Source organism: Pseudomonas sp. JAI111 (assembly GCF_024809425.1).
Taxonomy (GTDB): Bacteria; Pseudomonadota; Gammaproteobacteria; order Pseudomonadales; family Pseudomonadaceae; genus Aquipseudomonas.
Genome location: NZ_JANUCB010000005.1, coordinates 264679 through 283266, shown reverse-complemented (window position 1 = coordinate 283266; position 18588 = coordinate 264679). Strand labels below are relative to the sequence as shown.

The following is an 18588-nucleotide window of genomic DNA, read 5'->3' as shown; positions in this document are numbered from 1 at the left end:
CTTGTATTGAAAAGCCACCTTCGGGTGGCTTTTTCATTTTCCGCCCCCATAACGCTTGCAGCGCTTGCCCAACGGACGTCTGCGGGTATGCTGGTTGCCTGCCGAGGAGATTGAAAATGGCCTACGATTTTGACCTGTATGTGATTGGCGCCGGTTCCGGCGGTGTACGAGCTGCGCGATTTGCCGCTGGTTTTGGTGCGAAAGTGGCTGTGGCCGAGAGCCGCTACCTGGGTGGCACCTGTGTAAACGTCGGCTGCGTGCCGAAGAAGTTGCTGGTCTACGGCGCGCACTTTGCCGAAGATTTCGAGCAGTCCTCAGGTTTTGGCTGGACGCCGGGCGAAGCGAAGTTCGATTGGGCAACGCTGATCGCCAACAAGGATCGCGAGATCAATCGCCTGAACGGGATTTACCGCAACCTGCTGGTCAATAGTGGCGTCACCTTGCATGAAGGCCATGCCCGGATCGTCGACCCGAACACGGTCGAGATCAATGGCGAGCGCTACACCGCCAAAAACATCCTCATTGCTACCGGTGGCTGGCCGCAGATTCCGGAGATTCCCGGGCACGAACATGCGATCAGTTCCAATCAGGCCTTCTTCCTCAAAGAGCTGCCCAAGCGTGTCGTGGTGGTCGGGGGAGGGTATATCGCGGTGGAATTTGCCGGGATTTTCCACGGGCTGGGCGCCGAGACCACGTTGTTGTATCGCGGTGAGCTGTTCCTGCGAGGCTTCGACGGTTCGGTGCGCAAGCATTTGCAGGAAGAGCTGACCAAGCGGGGCATGAACCTGCAATTCAATTCCGATATCGAGCGCATCGATAAACAATCCGACGGCAGCCTGAAGGTGACGCTCAAGGATGGTCGCGAGCTGGAGGCTGACTGCGTGTTCTACGCTACCGGCCGACGTCCGATGCTGGATAACCTGGGGTTGGAGAACACGGGCGTCAAGCTCGACAAGAAAGGCTTCATCGAAGTCGACGAGCAGTATCAGACTGCAGAGCCGTCGATCCTGGCCCTCGGCGATGTGATCGGTCGTGTGCAGCTGACGCCGGTTGCCCTGGCTGAAGGCATGGCCGTGGCGCGTCGTTTGTTCAAGCCGGAGCAGTATCGTCCAGTGGATTACAAGATGATCCCGACGGCCGTGTTCAGTCTGCCGAACATCGGCACGGTGGGTCTGAGCGAGGAAGAGGCGCGGGAAGCCGGCCACGAAGTACAGATCTTCGAAAGCCGTTTCCGTCCAATGAAGCTGACCCTGACCGACTGCCAGGAGCGCACGCTGATGAAGCTGGTGGTGGATGCCAAGACCGATAAGGTCCTGGGCTGCCACATGGTCGGGCCGGATGCCGGCGAGATCGTCCAGGGCCTGGCGATTGCCTTGAAGGCGGGCGCGACAAAGCGCGACTTCGACGAAACCATTGGTGTGCACCCAACGGCCGCCGAAGAGTTCGTCACCATGCGCACACCGGTTAACGCTTAATCTTTCTTTTGAGGCTCTGAAGCGTCTGGCGCTGTTGCAACGACAGCCGCCAGGCGCAGGCTTTCATCGAGACTCGCCTGAGTCTTGAGCAATTCGATTTCCAATCCTTTGTTTATCTGCGACTGCTCATCAACGTTCTGCTTCAGTGATTGGCTTTCCAGCAGGGCGGCGCGCAAGCGTTCCTGGAGGAGGGTGCGTTCGCTGTCGATGCGATTGACCTGCTCCAGCAGTTGATCCTGTCGGCTGTTGGTTTGCTTGAGTTGATCCTGCAGTAGTCCCAGCTCCCGCAGCGTGCCGCGGTTCTCGGTGAGCAGGCGCTCGTTGTCGCGATGCAGTTGGGTGATTTCGTCCTGGCGCACCATGGCGCTTTGCTGGGCCTGGCGTAACTCCATCTGGATCTGCTGCACCTGGCCTTCGTGTCGACTGTGCTCTTGCTCGCGCTGTTCCTTGACGGCGTTGCGGTAATGCTCAAGCGCCTCGCGCGCGTGCAGGTGCTTTTCTTCCAGTGAGCGGATCTGCTCATCCTTGTCTTTAAGGCGCAACTCGAAGTCCGCCAGCGCCTGATTCAAGCCGGCGTTGCGGGTTTGCTCGGTCTGCAGCAGGGCGCGGGTTTCTTGCAGCGACTCGGATTCCTGGGTCAGCGCCAGGCTTTGAATCTCGTATTGCTGATGCAATTCGGTGTTGGCCCGTTGCGCTTCAGTCAGCTGGATATCCAGCTCTTTACGCTGCTGATCGAACTGGGCGCGTGCCTCGTCGATGGGTTCTTGCGCCTTTTCCTTCAGTCGTTGCGCCAAGCGTGAAACCAGTCCTGCCAGCTCATCGTCGATCGGTTCCGAAGGTATCTCAACGCGTTCGCTGCCGTCGTCCAGCTCCTTCAAATAACGGTGGATGGTTGTTTTTGAGCCGGTGTTTCCCATCTCGATCCGTACTGCGTCGATGCTGGGATTTTCACCGCGTGCAAGGATCGCCAAGCGTGCCGCTTGTACCACTGCTTTATTAACGCCGCCACGAGCCATGTGTTCTCCTACGATTTCGTACTGTGGTACGTAACACTAAAGTACGCAGTGTACCATTTATTTGAAAAAGATTAAAAATGTAACTTAATCATACGGGATATACTGGTATTACCCCGTGTGATACGCCATTTGGCCCGTTTGACCCCGCCAAATCGGTACGTTTTCGAGAATTGAGCCCATGACCGAGCTGGATCGCTACCTGCAAGCCGCCACCCGCGACAACACCCGTCGCAGCTATCGGGCGGCTATCGAACACTTCGAAGTCAGTTGGGGTGGTTTTCTGCCGGCCACCAGCGATAGCGTGGCGCGCTACCTCGTGGCTCATGCGGGCGTGCTGTCGATCAACACGTTGAAGCTACGTTTGTCGGCGCTGGCGCAGTGGCATAGCAGTCAGGGTTTTCCCGATCCCACCAAATCCCCGGTAGTGCGCAAAGTCTTCAAGGGCATCCGCGCGTTGCACCCGGCACAGGAGAAACAGGCCGAGCCCTTGCAGCTTCAGCATCTGGAGCAAGTGGTGGCCTGGCTGGAGCAGGAGGCGCAAACCGCCAGGGCGCAAAACGATCGGCCAGGTTTGCTTCGCGCCAGACGCGATGCGGCGCTGATCCTGCTGGGCTTCTGGCGCGGCTTTCGCAGCGATGAGTTATGCCGAGTACACATCGAACACGTGCAGGCCAGTGCCGGGTCCGGCATCACCCTCTACCTGCCACGCAGCAAAGGCGATCGCGAGAACCTCGGCAAGACTTACCAGACGCCGGCCCTGCAGCGCCTCTGTCCAGTGAACGCCTATATCCAATGGATTACAGAAGCGGCGCTGGTGCGTGGCCCAGTGTTTCGCGGCATCGACCGCTGGGGGCACTTGAGCGAGGAGGGCTTGCACGCCAACAGCGTCATACCGTTACTGCGTCAGGCGCTGGAGCGCGCCGGCATCCCCGCTGAGCACTACACCAGCCATTCTTTGCGTCGCGGCTTTGCCAGTTGGGCGCACCAAAGCGGTTGGGATCTGAAATCGTTGATGAGTTACGTGGGCTGGAAGGATATGAAGTCAGCCATGCGCTATGTTGAAGCGAGCCCGTTTCTCGGGATGGCCAGACTCACTGAAAAGCCGTTGACGCTCTAGATTCCGTTTTCTTCTATTAATACTGTCCGCTAATAGCGAAAACCAATCAGCAGCATGAGCTTTGCCAATGAGCCAGGCGATGATCGAGTGGGTAGGATTCACCCCATCAACTTTTCAACCCAACTTTTCAACCCCGACGGAGAGTCATCGATGCCTATCATCAACAGCCAAGTTAAACCGTTCAAAGCTAACGCCTACAAAAATGGCGACTTCGTACAAGTGTCGGACGCTGACCTGAAAGGCAAGTGGTCTGTCGTGTTCTTCTACCCAGCCGACTTCACCTTTGTTTGCCCGACCGAACTGGAAGACCTGGCTGACAACTACGACGCGTTCCAGAAACTGGGCGTCGAGATCTACAGCGTTTCCACTGACACCCACTTTGCCCACGCTGCCTGGCACAACACTTCGCCAGCCATCGGCAAAATCCAGTACACCATGATCGGCGACCCGACTCATGCCATCTCCCGCAACTTCGACGTGCTGATCGAAGACGCTGGTCTGGCTGACCGTGGCACCTTCGTGATCAACCCTGAAGGCCAGATCAAAATCGTTGAACTCAACGATGGCGGCGTTGGCCGTGACGCTTCCGAGCTGCTGCGCAAAATCAAGGCTGCCCAGTACGTCGCTGCTCACCCAGGCCAGGTTTGCCCTGCCAAGTGGAAAGAAGGCGAGGCCACTCTGGCTCCGTCCCTGGACCTGGTCGGCAAGATCTAAGTCTGTGGATCGCATCATCAGGGCGGGTTTCCGCACCTAAGTAAGCTGCAACCGCCCTATAAAACGCCCGGGCGAGATTCGCTCGGGCGTTTTTTTATGTCTCAGAAAAAGAAAGGAAATCGCCCGTATGTTGGACACCAATCTAAAAGCCCAGTTGAAATCGTACCTGGAACGGGTCACCCAGCCGATCGAGATCGTTGCCTCCCTCGACGACGGTGCGAAATCCCAGGAAATGCTTGAACTGTTGAAAGACGTTGCCAGCCTTTCGACTCAAATTACCTTGCTCGACAACGGTGACGATGCACGTAAACCATCGTTCTCGATCAATCGCCCGGGTGCCGATATCAGCCTGCGTTTCGCCGGCATCCCTATGGGCCACGAATTCACCTCGTTGGTGCTGGCCTTGCTGCAAGTTGGCGGCCACCCCTCGAAAGCCAGCGCTGAAGTGATCGAACAGATCCGCTCGCTCAAAGGCGAGTTCAGCTTCGAGACTTACTTCTCGCTGTCCTGCCAGAACTGCCCGGACGTAGTCCAGGCGTTGAACCTGATGGCAGTGCTGAACCCGAACATCCGCCACGTCGCCATCGACGGCGCGCTGTTCCAGGCCGAAGTCGATGATCGTCAGATCATGGCCGTGCCTAGCATTTACCTTAACGGCGTGAACTTCGGTCAGGGCCGCATGGGCCTGGAGGAAATCCTCGCCAAGATCGACACCAGCGGCATCGAACGCCAGGCCGAGAAGATCAGCGCCAAGGAAGCCTTTGACGTACTGGTCGTGGGCGGTGGTCCGGCGGGTGCGTCGGCTGCGATCTACGCGGCTCGCAAAGGCATTCGCACCGGTGTGGCGGCGGAGCGTTTTGGTGGGCAGGTGCTCGACACCATGGCCATCGAGAACTTCATCTCCGTGCAGGAAACCGAGGGGCCGAAACTGGCTGTGGCCCTGGAAGAACACGTCAAGCAATACGACGTCGACATCATGAACCTGCAACGCGCCGACAAGTTGCTGCCTGGCAAGAACGGCGAGCTGCACGAAGTCCACTTCGGCAGTGGCGCGACCCTGAAAGCCAAGACCGTGATTCTGGCGACCGGTGCGCGCTGGCGTGAAATGAACGTGCCGGGCGAGCAGCAATACCGCAACAAGGGCGTGGCGTACTGCCCGCACTGTGACGGTCCGCTGTTCAAAGGCAAGCGTGTGGCGGTGATTGGCGGCGGTAACTCCGGCGTCGAAGCGGCCATCGACCTCGCCGGTATCGTGTCGCATGTGACCCTGCTGGAGTTCGACGTTCAGTTACGCGCCGACGCCGTCTTGCAGCGCAAGTTGCACAGCCTGTCGAACGTCACCGTGATCACCAGTGCGCAAACCACTGAAGTGTTGGGCGACGGTCAGAAGGTCAACGGCCTGCGCTACAAGGATCGTCAGTCGGACGAGTTGCGCAACGTCGAACTGGAAGGGATCTTCGTGCAAATCGGTTTGCTGCCCAACACCGATTGGCTCAAAGGCACCATCGAGTTGTCGCCTCGCGGCGAGATCATTGTCGACGCTCGCGGTGAAACGTCGATGCCCGGTGTGTTCGCTGCGGGTGACGTCACCACCGTGCCGTACAAGCAGATCGTGATTGCGGTAGGCGAGGGCGCCAAAGCCTCCCTGAGCGCATTCGATCACTTGATCCGCACTTCGGCTCCGGCATAAAACCCGACGCTGAAAACACAAAACCCCATGAGCGATCATGGGGTTTTTTTTTGTGCTGACTGATCGTTCCCACGCTTTGCGTGGGAATGCAGCCCGGGACGCTCCGCGTCCCAAAAATCCTGACGCAGAGCGTCACAGGAGGCGTTACCACGCAGAGCGTGGGAACGATCGGTGGCAGGCGAGCTTTTTTACAGCGGCGCTGGCTGAATAATCTCGACCCAGTACGCATCCGGGTCTTTGATAAAGGCCAGGCTCTTCATGCGTCCGTCATTCAGGCGTTTCTGGAAATCGCAACCCAGTGCTTCGAAGCGCTCGCAAGCTGCACGAATGTCCGGCACGGAGATACAGATGTGGCCGAAGCCGCGCGGGTCGGTGTTGCCGTTGTGATAGGCGAAATCCGCGTCATTCTCGGTGCCGTGGTTGTGGGTCAGCTCGAGAATGCCAGGGATCGATTTCATCCATTCAGTGCGCGCCGCCGCGTCAGCCGGAATCTGGTTTTTATCGACCAGTGCCAGGAAGTACAGGCTGAATTCGGCTTCCGGGAAATCGCGTTTTTCTACCAGCGAGAAACCCAGCACGCGGGTGTAGAAGTCCAGGGACTTGGTGATGTCCTTGACGCGCAGCATGGTGTGGTTGAAGACGAACTGCTGAGTGGCGGTGTCAGGTTGGGCAGTCACGCCTGGGAGTGTGTTCAATTCGTGCAGGCTCATGGGCCCTCCGGAAAATAAGTGGGGCTAAAGAATGGCGACAATGATACGCAAGGGCTGTGACATCACCAAACCCAAACAGTCTGCTATTGCCTGACGGGTGGACGAGGCTCAGACTTTACGGTTCATTTTGTGAGTGTTCATTGCGATGATCCGATTCTGTCAATCGACCTGCGCCCTGTTTTGCCTGCTGTCAGTGGTTGCCAGCGCTCAGGCAGAGGCGCCTGTAGTGAGCTGGCCAACTGGCTGGGCGGTTGAGGCCGTCGCGCATGACGAGGCCAACACTACGGTGTCACGTCAACGCGCGGTAAAAAATGACCAGGGTGGCACCCCGGTGTTGGTGATGGAGTTGACCATGACTCAGGTCGAGCGCGGTCATCAGGTCAATCTGCAAGGCGTATTGCTGGAAATGCGCAAATCAGTGCAGAAAGACTTCTTTCAAGGTGGCTATCAAAGTGTCTGCAACAAAATTCATCCGGCAACCTTGAGCCGGCTGTCGGCGTTGGAGACTACCTGCACGATTACCCAGAACGGTCGACATGTGCTGTCGCAAACTTTGGTTGCCGCGCTGGATGCCGATAAGGCCTATGTTCTTTCCTATGCGGGGCAGGCGGACGCTTATAAGGCAAGTCAGGATGAAATAGAGGCGACTCGTAACAGCTTGAAACTTTAGTTACAGGTGTTGCGAGACTGCAGATTTTGGAGTGAGCCGAAATTTTTAGATACCCAAAGGGATTAAGCAAAAAGTTGGTGGCCAAGTAGCGAGTTAAGCCATTCTAGTCGCTGCTTTTAGAGGCTATCCATAAAAAAAGCCCTGCACTTGGCAGGGCTTTGTGTCGGCGCGAGTGTTTAGCCGCGCAGCCAGGAATCAACGGTAGCGGCACCGTATTGTTCCTTCCAGGCTTTCAGGCCGCGGTGGTTACCACCCTTGGTTTCAATCAGCTCGCCGGTATGCGGATTGTGATAAACCTTGACCACGCGAGCGCGGCGGGTTTTAGGCGTTTTTGCCTGTTGTAGACCGGTTTTTGACGGGTTCGGATCGAGAATGGCGATGATGTCCCGCAGGTTTTTGCCGTAGGTTTTCATCAGCCCCTGGAGCTTTTCTTCGAATTCGATTTCTTTCTTGAGCCCGGCATCATTCTTCAGCGATTCCAGCTGCTTGAGCTGTTCTTGAAGGGCCTTTTCGGCGGCGCGGAATTCAGCGAGTCTGGACAATATCTTTACTCCAATAGTGTGTTTGGCTGATACCAACCGCAAACAAAGCTATAAGCCAAGAGCCTTGAAGCGACTCGGTGATAAGTGGCTCACCTGCCAATGTTGAGCAGGCATGAAAAATTGTAGTAGTTAAATGCCCAAGAGTAAATCCTGTCTTTTTCTTCATGTAACAACACTATTCTTTTGATTCAATTTGGTGCGTCGAGTCGTGGCCTCAGCGCGTCACCACGCTAGTTAACGGTGGCTTAATGCATTAATGAATTGCGCGGCGGGCATCGGCCGGTCGAACAGATAACCTTGTAAGAAGTTCACACCATGAGCCGTCAGATAATCACTTTGCTCCTCGGTTTCCACGCCCTCGGCGACGATCCCCAGGTCAAGCTTGGCCGAGAGCTCGATAATGCTGTCCAAAATGTGCCGTGACAGTGCATCAGCACCAATCATCGCGACAAAACTTTGATCGATTTTCAGGAAATCGACATTGAACTGGCGCAGATACCCGAGGCTTGAGTGACCGGTGCCAAAGTCATCGATCGCAATCAACACGCCCAAGGCCTGGAGCTGCTCGAACAACTGGAGCGTGATGGGCATCGGTTCGATCAGTTCCCTCTCGGTCAACTCCAGCACCAGGCTGACCGCGCCTGGCGCAAAAGCACCGAGAAATTCCCGGCAGTCGTCAACCAGCTCCAGATCCTTGCAATGACTGGCGGTGATGTTGATGCCGATGTGGAATGGTGCGCCGAGCGATCCAGCGACTGGCGCCAGCAACGCCGCGGTCTGTCGCATCAACGAGCGGGTCATCGGCACGATCAATCCCGAATGCTCGGCAAACGGGATAAACAGGTCCGGGCGCACCAGGCCTTCTTTGGGATGATGCCAGCGCATCAAGACTTCGGCGCCAGACCATTTCTTAGTATCGCCATGCACCACCGGCTGAAAATAGGGAACGAACTCCTGCGCTTCCAGAGCGCGCTGCATTTCGTGGCTGGGGGATGATGAGCGCTTTTGCAGAAAATGCCCGATTGAACCGAACACCACGCCGAAGAAGATCAGCAAACTGAACAGCGGCGGATATTCGCTTTTCATGTAACGCCAGGTTTCTCCAGCGGGGAAGCCGGCGGCGACGGTGAATGCATAACGCGAAGATGTCAGTTTGCTTTCGGCCACTGGCAAGGCGGGCAGGGCCGCTTCGTGGACTTTGCCGTCGGCGGATAACCAGTCGGGGCCGACTTGCAGCAACAGCTGTGTCTTGCGACCAATCAAACGCAAGACATTGCTCAAGTGATAACCGTCCAGGGTCGTCAGCGCGCCCCGGTTACCGTCGTTGAGCCGATAGACCAATAACGCGGTGTCGGGCGTGACCGGGTTGCCGTTCATGAGCCACAACTTGCCTTGGGTGTAGTCGCCCGGATTAACCTTTTCCTGATAATCACCGAACAACGAACTGCAATAGATATTGTCGTCCCACACCAGGTTGGTCGAGCGCACGAACGGACGGCGCGTGACCTGCTCGCGCAAGGCCAGCTTGACGTCATCGCACGGTTGGCCAGCCAGCGGCAGCAATACCTGCGCAGCCTGGGCCGTGTTGTCGAGCATCAGGTCGAATTGGCGAATGGCTTCTTCGGCCGTCACCCCGGAACTATGCTTGAGCGCACGTTCCGCCTGCATGGACAGGATGGCGAAGCCCAACCCCATCGGGAGCAGCGCGCTCAGCAGGGTGACAGCGATACGTTTGCTGCGTTTGCGGCGGGTTATGACGTTCAGGGGCATTTGCGAAGCCTGTGACGGTGAAGTGTGGCTCTCAAATGCTGGCAGGACGACGACACGCCTCCCAAAAGAGTTCTGGTAACGGCCATGATAGATGGCCGTCGGCGGTTATGCCGCTCAACGGTAGTTCAGGCCTGAAGCCAGTTTGATAAACGCCAATGTGGCGGGCGACGACTGGCGCTGGTCGAGCACCGCCAGCCCGACCCGGCGAGTGACAGCGGGCGACAACGGTTTTTTCACGTAGCGGTCGTTGCTGTTGTCGGGCAATGAACCTTCGGCGACCACGGTCAAGGCATCGCCACGGCTCACCGTGTCCAGTGTGCTGAGCAACTGCGAGCAGCGATAACGGATATTCGGAGTGAGTCGGGCCGCACTGAACAAGCGTGAGACCAGCTCCGAAGACCCGGCTTCGGTCAGCACGAACGGGTCATGACACAAGTCGCTCAAGCTCAGGCTGTCGCGGCCGGCCAACGGGTGATCATGGGGCAGCAACGCGACCAATTGATCCTCGATCAACATAAAGGTGTCGAAACGGTCTTCGGGCAACACCACGAAACCGACATCGATTCGCCGCTCTTCGAGCCATTGAATCACCTGGCGGTCTGGACCTTCGTCAATGTGCACTTCGATGCCTGGGTGGGCACTGCGATAGTGCTGCAGGATCGTCGGTAACAGTTTGATCGATGAGGTCGGGCCAAATGAACCGATGCGCAAGGTGCCGCTTTTCATGCCACGGGCATCGGCGGCTTCCTGACGCAAGGTGTTGGCCAGGCCGAGCATCGCCCGGGCGCGCAATAAAAGCTGTTGGCCGATGTCGCTCAATTCGACCTGGGACTGGTGACGTCTGAATAACTCGACGCCCAATTCCTGCTCCAGTGACTTCAGGGCATGGGAGACCGCCGATTGGGAAATCCCCAAGCGATTGGCCGCCGCCGTGAAACCGCGCAGTTCGGCGACGAGCGAGAAAATCTCGAGTTGGGTCAGGGTCATGAGTTTTTACTCATTTTACGATGATCGTGCATTAGGCGAATGATACGTCATCTGCCCGATCAAGGTTCCACACCCAATGAATACCTGCGCACAAACGACGTCTTCGGAGGTGCCGGTTTACCTGAAGCTCGCTGCCGTCACGATGATCTGGGGCGGGACCTTTGTCGCCGGACGGTTTCTCGCCGACAGCCTTTCCCCGCTATTCGCAGCCAGCCTGAGATTCCTGCTGGCCAGCATGGCACTGCTGGTGTTTTTACTGCTGGCCCGCGTGCCTCTGGCAAAACCGAGCTTCAAGCAGTGGCTGCAACTGGCGTTGCTGGGGGGCTTCGGGATCTTCTTCTACAACCTGTGCTTCTTTTATGGACTGCATTACATCAACGCTTCAAGGGCGTCATTGATCGTCGCGCTGAACCCGGCGGTGATCGCACTCGCATCATGGCTGGTGTTCAAGGAACGCTTGAACCGAGTCAAAGTCGCCGGCATTGCGATCTGTATTGCCGGGACGAGCCTGGTGATCATCAGCCGAAACCCACAGCTGTTGGCCGGTAATACCGATGCCTGGATCGGTGATTTGCTGATTTTCGGCTGCGTTCTCGCCTGGGGCGTTTATTCGCTGTGCTCCAAAGACCTTAACCGGTCGCTGGGGCCGGTGCAGACCGTGACGTATTCGATTCTGCTGGGCACGGCGATGCTGTGGATGACCAGTGCGGTGCGCGGAGAGCTGAGTCTCGACGTGCTGCTGAACCTCGGCCCGCAGCAATGGTTGAGCCTGATGTACCTGGGCGTTTTGGGTTCGGCGCTGGCCTACATCGGCTATTACGACGGCATCCGCCAAATCGGCGCGACGCGTTCGGGGGTGTTCATCGCCTTGAACCCGCTGACGGCGGTCATCCTCGGTGCGCTGCTGTTGGACGAGCAACTGACGCTGGCGATGTGCCTGGGAGGAGGGCTGATCCTGGCGGGGATTTTCCTGTGCAACAAACCCCTTGCGCGAGTGAGGAAAAAGGGGATTTGATACAGAAGGCGGACAAACCTGATTACGCTGTGTAGAATCTGGTTACGCATACAATAATAAATCGTCTTCTGGCAGCAGAAGCCTCGCCCGCAAGAGCCTTGGGTCGACAATGAAGAGTTTTGGGTTTCAATTGATCTACGGTGACTTCCTCGCGCGCAGTGTGCGCGGCATCTCCTGCGCGCCACCCGCCGGCTTCAGCATTCTTAGCGACTAACGTTCCGTTAATTCTAAAAAATGATGAGGCGCCAAAATGGCAGATTTATACGAAAACCCAATGGGCCTGATGGGCTTTGAATTCATCGAGTTCGCATCGCCGACCCCGAACACCCTGGAGCCGATCTTCGAGATCATGGGCTTCACCAAGGTCGCGACCCACCGCTCCAAAAATGTGCACCTGTATCGCCAGGGCCAGATCAACCTGATCCTCAACAACGAACCCCACAGCGTCGCTTCCTACTTCGCGGCTGAGCACGGCCCGTCCGTATGCGGCATGGCGTTCCGGGTCAAGGATTCGCAGCTGGCCTACAAGCGCGCACTGGAACTCGGCGCCCAGCCGATTCACATCGAAACCGGCCCGATGGAGCTGAACCTGCCAGCGATCAAAGGCATCGGCGGCGCGCCGCTGTACCTGATCGACCGATTTGGTGAAGGCAGCTCGATCTATGACATCGACTTTGTGTTCATCGAAGGCGTGGACCGCAACCCGGTCGGCGCTGGCCTGAAAATCATCGACCACCTGACTCACAACGTGTATCGCGGTCGCATGGCTTACTGGGCCAATTTCTACGAGAAGCTGTTCAACTTCCGCGAAATCCGTTACTTCGACATCAAGGGCGAGTACACCGGCCTGACGTCCAAGGCGATGACCGCGCCGGACGGCATGATCCGCATCCCGTTGAACGAAGAGTCGTCCAAGGGCGCGGGGCAGATCGAAGAGTTTCTGATGCAGTTCAACGGTGAGGGCATCCAGCACGTCGCCTTCCTTAGCGATGACTTGATCAAGACCTGGGATCATCTGAAAAGCATCGGCATGCGCTTCATGACCGCGCCGCCGGAAACGTATTACGAGATGCTCGAAGGCCGCTTGCCAAACCATGGTGAGCCGGTTGATCAGCTGCAATCGCGCGGGATTCTGCTGGACGGTTCGTCCGAGTCAGGTGACAAGCGCCTGCTGCTGCAGATTTTCTCGGAGACCCTGATGGGCCCGGTGTTCTTCGAATTCATCCAGCGTAAAGGCGACGATGGTTTCGGCGAAGGCAACTTCAAGGCGCTGTTCGAATCGATCGAACGTGATCAGGTACGTCGTGGCGTGCTCGCCACTGAGTAAGCCGCCACACCGCTAAACCTGTGGGAGCGGGCTTGCTCGCGAATGCAATTGTTCATTCAACATCTGAGTTGACTGATACGACGCCTTCGCGAGCAAGCCCGCTCCCACATTTGGTTTTGTGTGGGGCTTAAGGCCTGCGCTGGCGCATCAAATGCTTGAACCCTTCAAACATCAACACCACCACGGCCAACCAGATCGGAATATAGGTCAGCCATTCTCCGGGCTTGATGCTTTCCCCCAGCAGCAACGCCACGCCCAGCAGCAATACCGGTTCGACATAGCTCAACAGCCCGAAGAGGCTGAACGGCAGCAAGCGGCTGGCAATGATGTACACCACCAGCGCCGACGCGCTGATCACGCCGAGTATCGGGATCAGCAGCGACAGCCACGGGTGTTGGTCAAATACACCAAAACCCTGCTCACCACTCTGCACGAACCAGAATGCAACCGGCAGCATCAACGCCATGTCCAGCCAAAGACCGCCGAGGTTGTCCGCGGCCAGGCGCTTGCGCACGATGAAATACAGGGGATAACCGATGCACACCAGCAAGGTGGCCCAGGAGAATCCACCGACCTGATACACCTCGTTGATCACCCCGAGGCAGGCCAGCACCACCGCGATCTTTTGCAAATAGGAGAGGCGATCGCCATAGGCGATCCGCCCGGTCAGCACCATGGTCAGCGGCAACAGGAAATAACCCAGCGACACATCCAGGCTGTAGCCGTTGAGCGGCGCCCACATGAACAACCAGAGCTGCACACCGAGCAGGGCCGCCGAGACGATCAGGCCGGCCATTAGTTTTGGCGTGCTGGCAATGCGCCGAAAAATGTCGAACACGCGCTTCCATTCCCCGGACACCACCATGAACACGGTCATGCAGGGTACGGTCAGCAGCATGCGCCAGCCGAAAATTTCCACGCCGCTCAGGGGCGTGAGCAACGATGTGTAGTAATACATGACGGCAAACAGCACAGAGGCCGACACCGATAAAGCGATACCTTTAGACAAACTGCCCTCGCGAAGTTGAACGTGAAACGGGGCGCAGAGGATACGTGTTTTTTGTGCTGAATATTGGCCGGGTGATCGATATTTCCAACATCACAGTCAATGTCAGACCGCTATCGCGAGCAGGCTCACTCCCACATTAGCCCTGAGTCGAACACACCATCGGTGCCCTGCACAAAGCCCCCTGTGGGAGCGAGCTTGCTCGCGATAAATCTCAAGTGGTACGCGGTTTGCGCCCCGACACAAAATGGCTCACATCATTGAACCCCGGCGTCGAGGAATGCCCTGGCACCACCAGCGAATCAATGAACGCCTCGTCCTCGGCCGTGATCCTCACCGCCAGCGCTTTCGTGTAGGCATCCCACTGTTCTTCAGTTCGCGGCCCCACGATGGCCGAGGTGACGGCGCTGTTGTTCAACACCCAGGCAATGGCGAATTCAACAATGCCCACGCCACGCTCCTGCGTGTAGCGCTGAATCTGCTGGGCGATGCGCAGCGACTCGACCCGCCATTCGGTTTCCAGGATGCGCTTGTCGGCGCGGCCGGCACGGCTGTTGGCATCGGGTTTCACGTCCGGCGCATATTTGCCGCTGAGCACGCCGCGCGCCAGCGGGCTGTAAGGCACCACGCCAAGGCCATAATTTTGCGCGGCGGTGATCTGCTCGGTTTCCACCTGACGGTTGACGATGTTGTACAGCGGCTGGCTGATCACTGGCCGGTCGACGCCCAGTTGATCCGCTACACGAATCACCTCGGCGATGCGCCAGCCACGGTAGTTCGACAAGCCCCAATAACGAATCTTGCCCTGACGAATCAAGTCGCCAATCGCCGACACCGTCACCTCAAGCGGCGTGTTGTGGTCTTCGCGGTGCAGGTAATAGATGTCCAGATAGTCAGTGCCCAAACGCGTCAGGCTGGCGTCGAGGCCATTGAAAATATGCTTGCGGCTCAAACCACTGCGGTTCGGCACACCGTCCACCGGACCAAAACCGACCTTGGTTGCCAGCACCCATTCGTGGCGGTTGCCGGCGATCGCTTCGCCGACGATCTCTTCGGAACGGCCGTTGGTGTAAACGTCCGCGGTGTCGATGAAATTGACGCCCTGGTCCCAGGCCTTGTCGATGATCCGCAGGGAATCTTCGGTGCTGGTCTGTTCGCCGAACATCATGGTGCCCAAGGTCAGGGTCGACACCTGTAAACCCGAATGACCCAGCGTGCGATAACTCATGACGAAATCCTTTTACCGGTGGGAGAAAGCCTCAATCAAATACCAGAACGGCCGTGTGGAGCAAACTGAATTATCGACGAAGGGCCTGACAGCGCTCTTGCAAGAACGCTTGCAGCACCTTGACCCGTTCCGACACTTGAACCCGATGCGGGCACAACAGATTGAAAGGCACGCGTTCCCCTTGCCAGTCATCGAACAACGTCAGCAATCGCCCGGCCTGAACATCTGCAGCGACATCGAGCCAAGCCTTATAAACGATGCCATGTCCGGCCAGCGCCCAGCGGCGTGCGACTTCACCGTCGTCGGTGAGGTAATCGCCCCGCACCTGAACCTCGAGCACTTCATCGCCACGGCTGAAACACCAACTGTTATAGGGCCGGCCATTGCGCAGGTAGAGCAGGGCGCTGTGCTCGCCGAGATCGGCGGGTGTTTGCGGCGTACCGCAACGGTTTAGATAGTCGGGACTGGCGCAGGCCACGCGACGATGCTCGGGAAGAATCGGCAGCGCCACCAGCGTCGAATCGCCGGGTACGCCGAAACGTAATGCCACATCGACGGTTTCGCGAAACAGGTCTGAGTGGCGGTCGTTGAGCAGCAACTGAAGCTGAATATTGGGGTGCTGGCGTTTGAAGTCATCCAGCCACGGCAACAACACATTGCGCCCGAAATCCGACGGCGCGGCCAGTTGCAAGGTGCCGCTCAACCCCTGGGTCTGATGCCTGAGCGCCTGTTCACCCTCGGCCAGCGCAGCCAGCGCCACCCGCACACTGCCCAGATAACACTGGCCTTCCTCGGTCAGGCGCATGCTGCGCGTGGAGCGCGCGAACAGGCGGATGCCGAGGCGGGTTTCCAGACGTTTAAGGGCGATGCTGGCAGCGGCGGGTGTGAGTGCCAGGTCACGGGCGGCAGCGGAAATGCTCCCGGAGTCGGCGGTGCGCACGAAGATCTCCAGGTCGAGGATCGAGCTCATTGGTAAAAATCCTTTAAAGATCGGCCATTTTTACCGGGGATTTTTACTGATTAGCAAGCAAAGACGAGTAATAAACAGCAATGTTTAACTGACACCTTCAGACACTCTCGCAGGCTACACATCCTTGCGCCGTTACCTACGACTGCGCCAGAATCCGCCGGCTTGTGCGCCTTGGGCCTGGGTCTTATCGTTTCCCCCGTCGCTGAAGAACAGCGATCGGGTTTGGTAGCCCGGGTTTCTAGTCGCAAAGCATTGCCTTTTGCCGAGATTTTTCGTCTCGTCTTTATGGTGGTCATGCGCAGGGCATCTTCGGGTGCGCCGTTTTCCTAGAGCCCGGTCTACCAACCTGCGTATGGCCACCACCCCCTCGTTTGGTAGCGAGAGTGATGGCTCCTTTTTATAAGTGCTTTAGGAGTTTCATCCATGTTCAAACCAACACCCAACCCACCAGCCCCCGACGACGTTTCCCCCTACGAATCCATCGACTCCAAAAAATTCAACGAAGCCGCCGACCGCGCCCTCGACCATTACCTCAATCCCGCCAAGGCACCACCCCCAAGAAAACCCAGCACGATGTTCCTCATCGCGCCCGATATCGATTCGGAAAGCCTGTTGGCTCACGCCTGCGAGTCCATGGCTTCGGCGAGTGTGATGGCGAGTGATTTTGCCGGGGAGTTGCAAGGGCCGCAGCGTCACAAGATGTTGGCGCTGCAGCAGATCATCATGCTGGGCGAGCTGGCGGTGAATCGGGCGCTGGATAACGTCGATCCGCAAAACGCCTGACTAGATCGTTCCCACGCTCTGCGTGGGAATGCCTCTAGGGACGCTCCGCGTTCCAGCTCTCGATAGGGACGCGGAGCGTCCCGGGATGCATTCCCACGCGGAGCGTGGGAACGATCATTACGCGGGAACGATCATTACACCCGCAGCGTCCGCGTCATGCGCAGCGCCAGCAAGCTGCCGCACACAATCACACCCGCCAGCAGATACAGCGCGGCATCGGTCGAACCGGTGCTGTCCTTGACCCAACCCACCAGATACGGGCTGAGGAAACCCGCCATCTGCCCCATGGAGTTGATCAACGCCAAACCACCAGCGGCCGCACCCGCGCTCAGCAGCGCCGTCGGCACCGGCCAGAACATCGGCAAGCCGGTCAGGGCGCCCATGGTGGCGATGGTCAGGCCGAGAATCGCGATGGCCGGCGTGGTAGCGAAGTTCACGGCGATCAACAGACCCACCGCGCCCATCAGCATCGGCACCACCAAATGCCAGCGACGTTCTTTACGCAGGTCCGCCGAGCGACCGACCAACAACATGAACACCGCCGCCAGCAGGTAGGGAATCGCACTCAACCAGCCAATCACCAGGTTGTCGCTGAAACCCAGGTTCTTGATGATCGACGGCAGCCAGAAGTTGATCGCGTAGACGCCGCTCTGGATGCAGAAGTAGATCAAGCCAAAGGCCCAGATCGCCGGGTTCTTGAACACCGCCAGCAGCGAGTCGGTGGTGGTTTTCGGTTTGTTGGCCAGGTCTTCGGCGTGGTCGGCCTCCAGCACCGAACGCTCGAACGGCGTGAGCCATTTGGCGTTGGCGTAGCTGTCGCTGAGCAGGAAGTAGGCGAGGGCACCGAGGATCACCGTCGGGATGCCTTGCAACAGGAACATCCACTGCCAGCCGGCCAAACCGGCCTGGCCTGCGCCGAAGTGGTTGAGGATCCAGCCGGAGAACGGGCTGCCGAGCAGGCCGGACACCGGGATCGCCGACATGAACAGCGCCATGATGCGGCCACGGCGGAAGGTCGGGAACCACTGCGAGAGGTAAAGCACCACGCCCGGGAAGAACCCGGCTTCAGCCGCACCGGTGAACAGGCGCAAGGTGTAGAACTCGGTTGGTGTAGTGACGAACAGAAGGCAGGTCGACAGCGTGCCCCAGACCATCATCATCAGCGCAATCCAGCGCCGTGGGCCGAATTTGGTCAGTGCCAGGTTGCTGGGCACGCCGCACAGCACGTAGCCGATGAAGAAGATCCCGGCGCCGAGGCCGTACACGGTTTCGCTGAATTTCAGTGCGTCGAGCATCTGCAGTTTGGCGAATCCAACGTTGACCCGGTCGAGGTAGTTGAACAGGTAGCAGATGAAGATGAAGGGGATCAAACGCAGGGTAATGCGTTTGTAGACGGCGTTTTTTTCGTCAACGATGGCCTGGGTAGCGGCGGCGCTCTGTGACATGGCGGGTTCTCTCATTATTATGATTTTTTGTGATGCAACGGGTAAGTTGATCGCCCAGAGAGTCTCGGCCACCCTGATGGTTGTTGTCTTTGTGCCTGAGCACAGGGTTTATCAGCCAGCCCT

Annotated in this window: 18 protein-coding genes; 8 read left to right on the top strand and 10 right to left on the bottom strand. The window is 57.9% G+C overall.

Going from position 1 to position 18588, the window contains the following annotated elements; genetic code table 11:
- The first annotated feature begins 116 nt into the window (after window positions 1-116).
- Entirely contained in the window at window positions 117-1475 is a 1359-nt protein-coding gene (gene gorA, locus HNR03_RS18000) for a glutathione-disulfide reductase (protein WP_259154955.1), read from the top strand.
- Here the strand turns inward: gorA and HNR03_RS17995 are convergent.
- Window positions 1472-2491, bottom strand: a complete 1020-nt coding sequence (locus HNR03_RS17995; protein ID WP_259154954.1) for a DNA-binding protein — start codon at window positions 2489-2491, stop codon at window positions 1472-1474. The genes gorA and HNR03_RS17995 overlap by 4 nt on opposite strands.
- A gap of 178 nt (window positions 2492-2669) precedes the next feature.
- Here HNR03_RS17995 and HNR03_RS17990 point away from each other — a divergent pair, with 178 nt between their 5' ends.
- The 3 genes from HNR03_RS17990 to ahpF all read left to right on the top strand — a co-directional run bounded on the left by HNR03_RS17990 (window position 2670) and on the right by ahpF (window position 6012).
- Complete coding sequence (locus HNR03_RS17990) at window positions 2670-3608, top strand: site-specific integrase (protein WP_259154951.1); 939 nt, start codon at window positions 2670-2672, stop codon at window positions 3606-3608.
- 150 nt (window positions 3609-3758) lie between these two features.
- Window positions 3759-4322 carry an alkyl hydroperoxide reductase subunit C gene (gene ahpC, locus HNR03_RS17985; RefSeq protein WP_222586475.1) on the top strand — a complete coding sequence of 188 codons (564 nt, stop codon included), beginning with the start codon at window positions 3759-3761 and terminating at the stop codon, window positions 4320-4322.
- A 127-nt stretch (window positions 4323-4449) separates the two neighbouring features.
- On the top strand, window positions 4450-6012 hold the full coding sequence (gene ahpF / locus HNR03_RS17980; RefSeq protein ID WP_259154950.1) for an alkyl hydroperoxide reductase subunit F: 1563 nt from the start codon (window positions 4450-4452) through the stop codon (window positions 6010-6012).
- Window positions 6013-6200: 188 nt separating this feature from the next.
- Here ahpF and gloA read toward each other — a convergent pair whose 3' ends face one another.
- On the bottom strand, window positions 6201-6722 hold the full coding sequence (gloA, locus tag HNR03_RS17975) for a lactoylglutathione lyase (RefSeq protein WP_090183543.1): 522 nt from the start codon (window positions 6720-6722) through the stop codon (window positions 6201-6203).
- A 145-nt stretch (window positions 6723-6867) separates the two neighbouring features.
- Between gloA and HNR03_RS17970 the strand changes: the two genes are divergently transcribed.
- A complete protein-coding gene (locus tag HNR03_RS17970) occupies window positions 6868-7392 on the top strand; it encodes a DUF4946 domain-containing protein (protein ID WP_259155171.1) in 525 nt (174 codons plus the stop codon).
- 176 nt (window positions 7393-7568) lie between these two features.
- On the opposite strand, the gene HNR03_RS17965 is transcribed toward HNR03_RS17970, so the two are convergent.
- From HNR03_RS17965 to HNR03_RS17950, 4 genes are all read right to left on the bottom strand, one after another.
- A complete protein-coding gene (locus HNR03_RS17965) occupies window positions 7569-7934 on the bottom strand; it encodes a histone-like nucleoid-structuring protein, MvaT/MvaU family (protein ID WP_222586477.1) in 366 nt (121 codons plus the stop codon).
- Entirely contained in the window at window positions 7918-8100 is a 183-nt protein-coding gene (locus HNR03_RS17960) for a hypothetical protein (RefSeq protein ID WP_208668044.1), read from the bottom strand. The genes HNR03_RS17965 and HNR03_RS17960 overlap by 17 nt, the downstream gene beginning before the upstream one ends.
- 68 nt (window positions 8101-8168) lie before the next feature.
- Entirely contained in the window at window positions 8169-9704 is a 1536-nt protein-coding gene (locus HNR03_RS17955) for an EAL domain-containing protein (protein ID WP_259154947.1), read from the bottom strand.
- A gap of 114 nt (window positions 9705-9818) precedes the next feature.
- Complete coding sequence (locus tag HNR03_RS17950; protein WP_259154946.1) at window positions 9819-10691, bottom strand: LysR family transcriptional regulator; 873 nt, start codon at window positions 10689-10691, stop codon at window positions 9819-9821.
- A 76-nt stretch (window positions 10692-10767) separates the two neighbouring features.
- On the opposite strand from HNR03_RS17950, the gene HNR03_RS17945 reads away from it, so the two are divergent.
- Together HNR03_RS17945 and hppD are read left to right on the top strand one after the other, a co-directional pair.
- Window positions 10768-11706 carry a DMT family transporter gene (locus HNR03_RS17945; RefSeq protein ID WP_259154945.1) on the top strand — a complete coding sequence of 313 codons (939 nt, stop codon included), beginning with the start codon at window positions 10768-10770 and terminating at the stop codon, window positions 11704-11706.
- Between the two features lie 250 nt (window positions 11707-11956).
- A complete protein-coding gene (gene hppD / locus HNR03_RS17940) occupies window positions 11957-13033 on the top strand; it encodes a 4-hydroxyphenylpyruvate dioxygenase (RefSeq protein ID WP_208668048.1) in 1077 nt (358 codons plus the stop codon).
- A gap of 127 nt (window positions 13034-13160) precedes the next feature.
- Here hppD and rarD read toward each other — a convergent pair whose 3' ends face one another.
- From rarD to HNR03_RS17925, 3 genes are all read right to left on the bottom strand, one after another.
- Entirely contained in the window at window positions 13161-14042 is an 882-nt protein-coding gene (rarD, locus tag HNR03_RS17935; RefSeq protein ID WP_259154944.1) for an EamA family transporter RarD, read from the bottom strand.
- 211 nt (window positions 14043-14253) lie between these two features.
- The gene (locus HNR03_RS17930) at window positions 14254-15267 is read right to left on the bottom strand and encodes an aldo/keto reductase (protein ID WP_259154943.1); all 1014 of its coding nucleotides are present in this window, start codon (window positions 15265-15267) and stop codon (window positions 14254-14256) included.
- A 70-nt stretch (window positions 15268-15337) separates the two neighbouring features.
- Window positions 15338-16237 (bottom strand): LysR family transcriptional regulator, encoded by a 900-nt coding sequence (locus tag HNR03_RS17925; protein WP_259154942.1) that lies wholly within the window; start codon window positions 16235-16237, stop codon window positions 15338-15340.
- Window positions 16238-16660: 423 nt separating this feature from the next.
- On the opposite strand from HNR03_RS17925, the gene HNR03_RS17920 reads away from it, so the two are divergent.
- Window positions 16661-17020, top strand: coding sequence for a DUF6124 family protein (locus HNR03_RS17920; protein ID WP_259154941.1), 360 nt, complete (start codon window positions 16661-16663; stop codon window positions 17018-17020).
- A 134-nt stretch (window positions 17021-17154) separates the two neighbouring features.
- On the opposite strand, the gene HNR03_RS17915 is transcribed toward HNR03_RS17920, so the two are convergent.
- Window positions 17155-18465 (bottom strand): MFS transporter, encoded by a 1311-nt coding sequence (locus HNR03_RS17915; RefSeq protein ID WP_259154938.1) that lies wholly within the window; start codon window positions 18463-18465, stop codon window positions 17155-17157.
- Window positions 18466-18588 lie beyond the last annotated feature (123 nt).

Excerpts from the sequence above, each read along its gene's own strand:
- gorA (WP_259154955.1), top strand. The coding sequence starts at position 117 with ATGGCCTACGATTTTGACCTGTATGTGATTGGCGCCGGTTCCGGCGGT.
- HNR03_RS17970 (WP_259155171.1), top strand. The coding sequence starts at position 6,868 with ATGATCCGATTCTGTCAATCGACCTGCGCCCTGTTTTGCCTGCTGTCA.
- gloA (WP_090183543.1), bottom strand. The coding sequence starts at position 6,722 with ATGAGCCTGCACGAATTGAACACACTCCCAGGCGTGACTGCCCAACCT.
- HNR03_RS17920 (WP_259154941.1), top strand. The coding sequence starts at position 16,661 with ATGTTCAAACCAACACCCAACCCACCAGCCCCCGACGACGTTTCCCCC.
- HNR03_RS17925 (WP_259154942.1), bottom strand. The coding sequence starts at position 16,237 with ATGAGCTCGATCCTCGACCTGGAGATCTTCGTGCGCACCGCCGACTCC.
- HNR03_RS17955 (WP_259154947.1), bottom strand. The coding sequence starts at position 9,704 with ATGCCCCTGAACGTCATAACCCGCCGCAAACGCAGCAAACGTATCGCT.
- ahpF (WP_259154950.1), top strand. The coding sequence starts at position 4,450 with ATGTTGGACACCAATCTAAAAGCCCAGTTGAAATCGTACCTGGAACGG.
- ahpC (WP_222586475.1), top strand. The coding sequence starts at position 3,759 with ATGCCTATCATCAACAGCCAAGTTAAACCGTTCAAAGCTAACGCCTAC.
- HNR03_RS17945 (WP_259154945.1), top strand. The coding sequence starts at position 10,768 with ATGAATACCTGCGCACAAACGACGTCTTCGGAGGTGCCGGTTTACCTG.
- HNR03_RS17990 (WP_259154951.1), top strand. The coding sequence starts at position 2,670 with ATGACCGAGCTGGATCGCTACCTGCAAGCCGCCACCCGCGACAACACC.
- HNR03_RS17915 (WP_259154938.1), bottom strand. The coding sequence starts at position 18,465 with ATGTCACAGAGCGCCGCCGCTACCCAGGCCATCGTTGACGAAAAAAAC.
- HNR03_RS17930 (WP_259154943.1), bottom strand. The coding sequence starts at position 15,267 with ATGAGTTATCGCACGCTGGGTCATTCGGGTTTACAGGTGTCGACCCTG.
- HNR03_RS17960 (WP_208668044.1), bottom strand. The coding sequence starts at position 8,100 with ATGAAGAAAAAGACAGGATTTACTCTTGGGCATTTAACTACTACAATT.
- HNR03_RS17950 (WP_259154946.1), bottom strand. The coding sequence starts at position 10,691 with ATGACCCTGACCCAACTCGAGATTTTCTCGCTCGTCGCCGAACTGCGC.
- hppD (WP_208668048.1), top strand. The coding sequence starts at position 11,957 with ATGGCAGATTTATACGAAAACCCAATGGGCCTGATGGGCTTTGAATTC.
- HNR03_RS17995 (WP_259154954.1), bottom strand. The coding sequence starts at position 2,491 with ATGGCTCGTGGCGGCGTTAATAAAGCAGTGGTACAAGCGGCACGCTTG.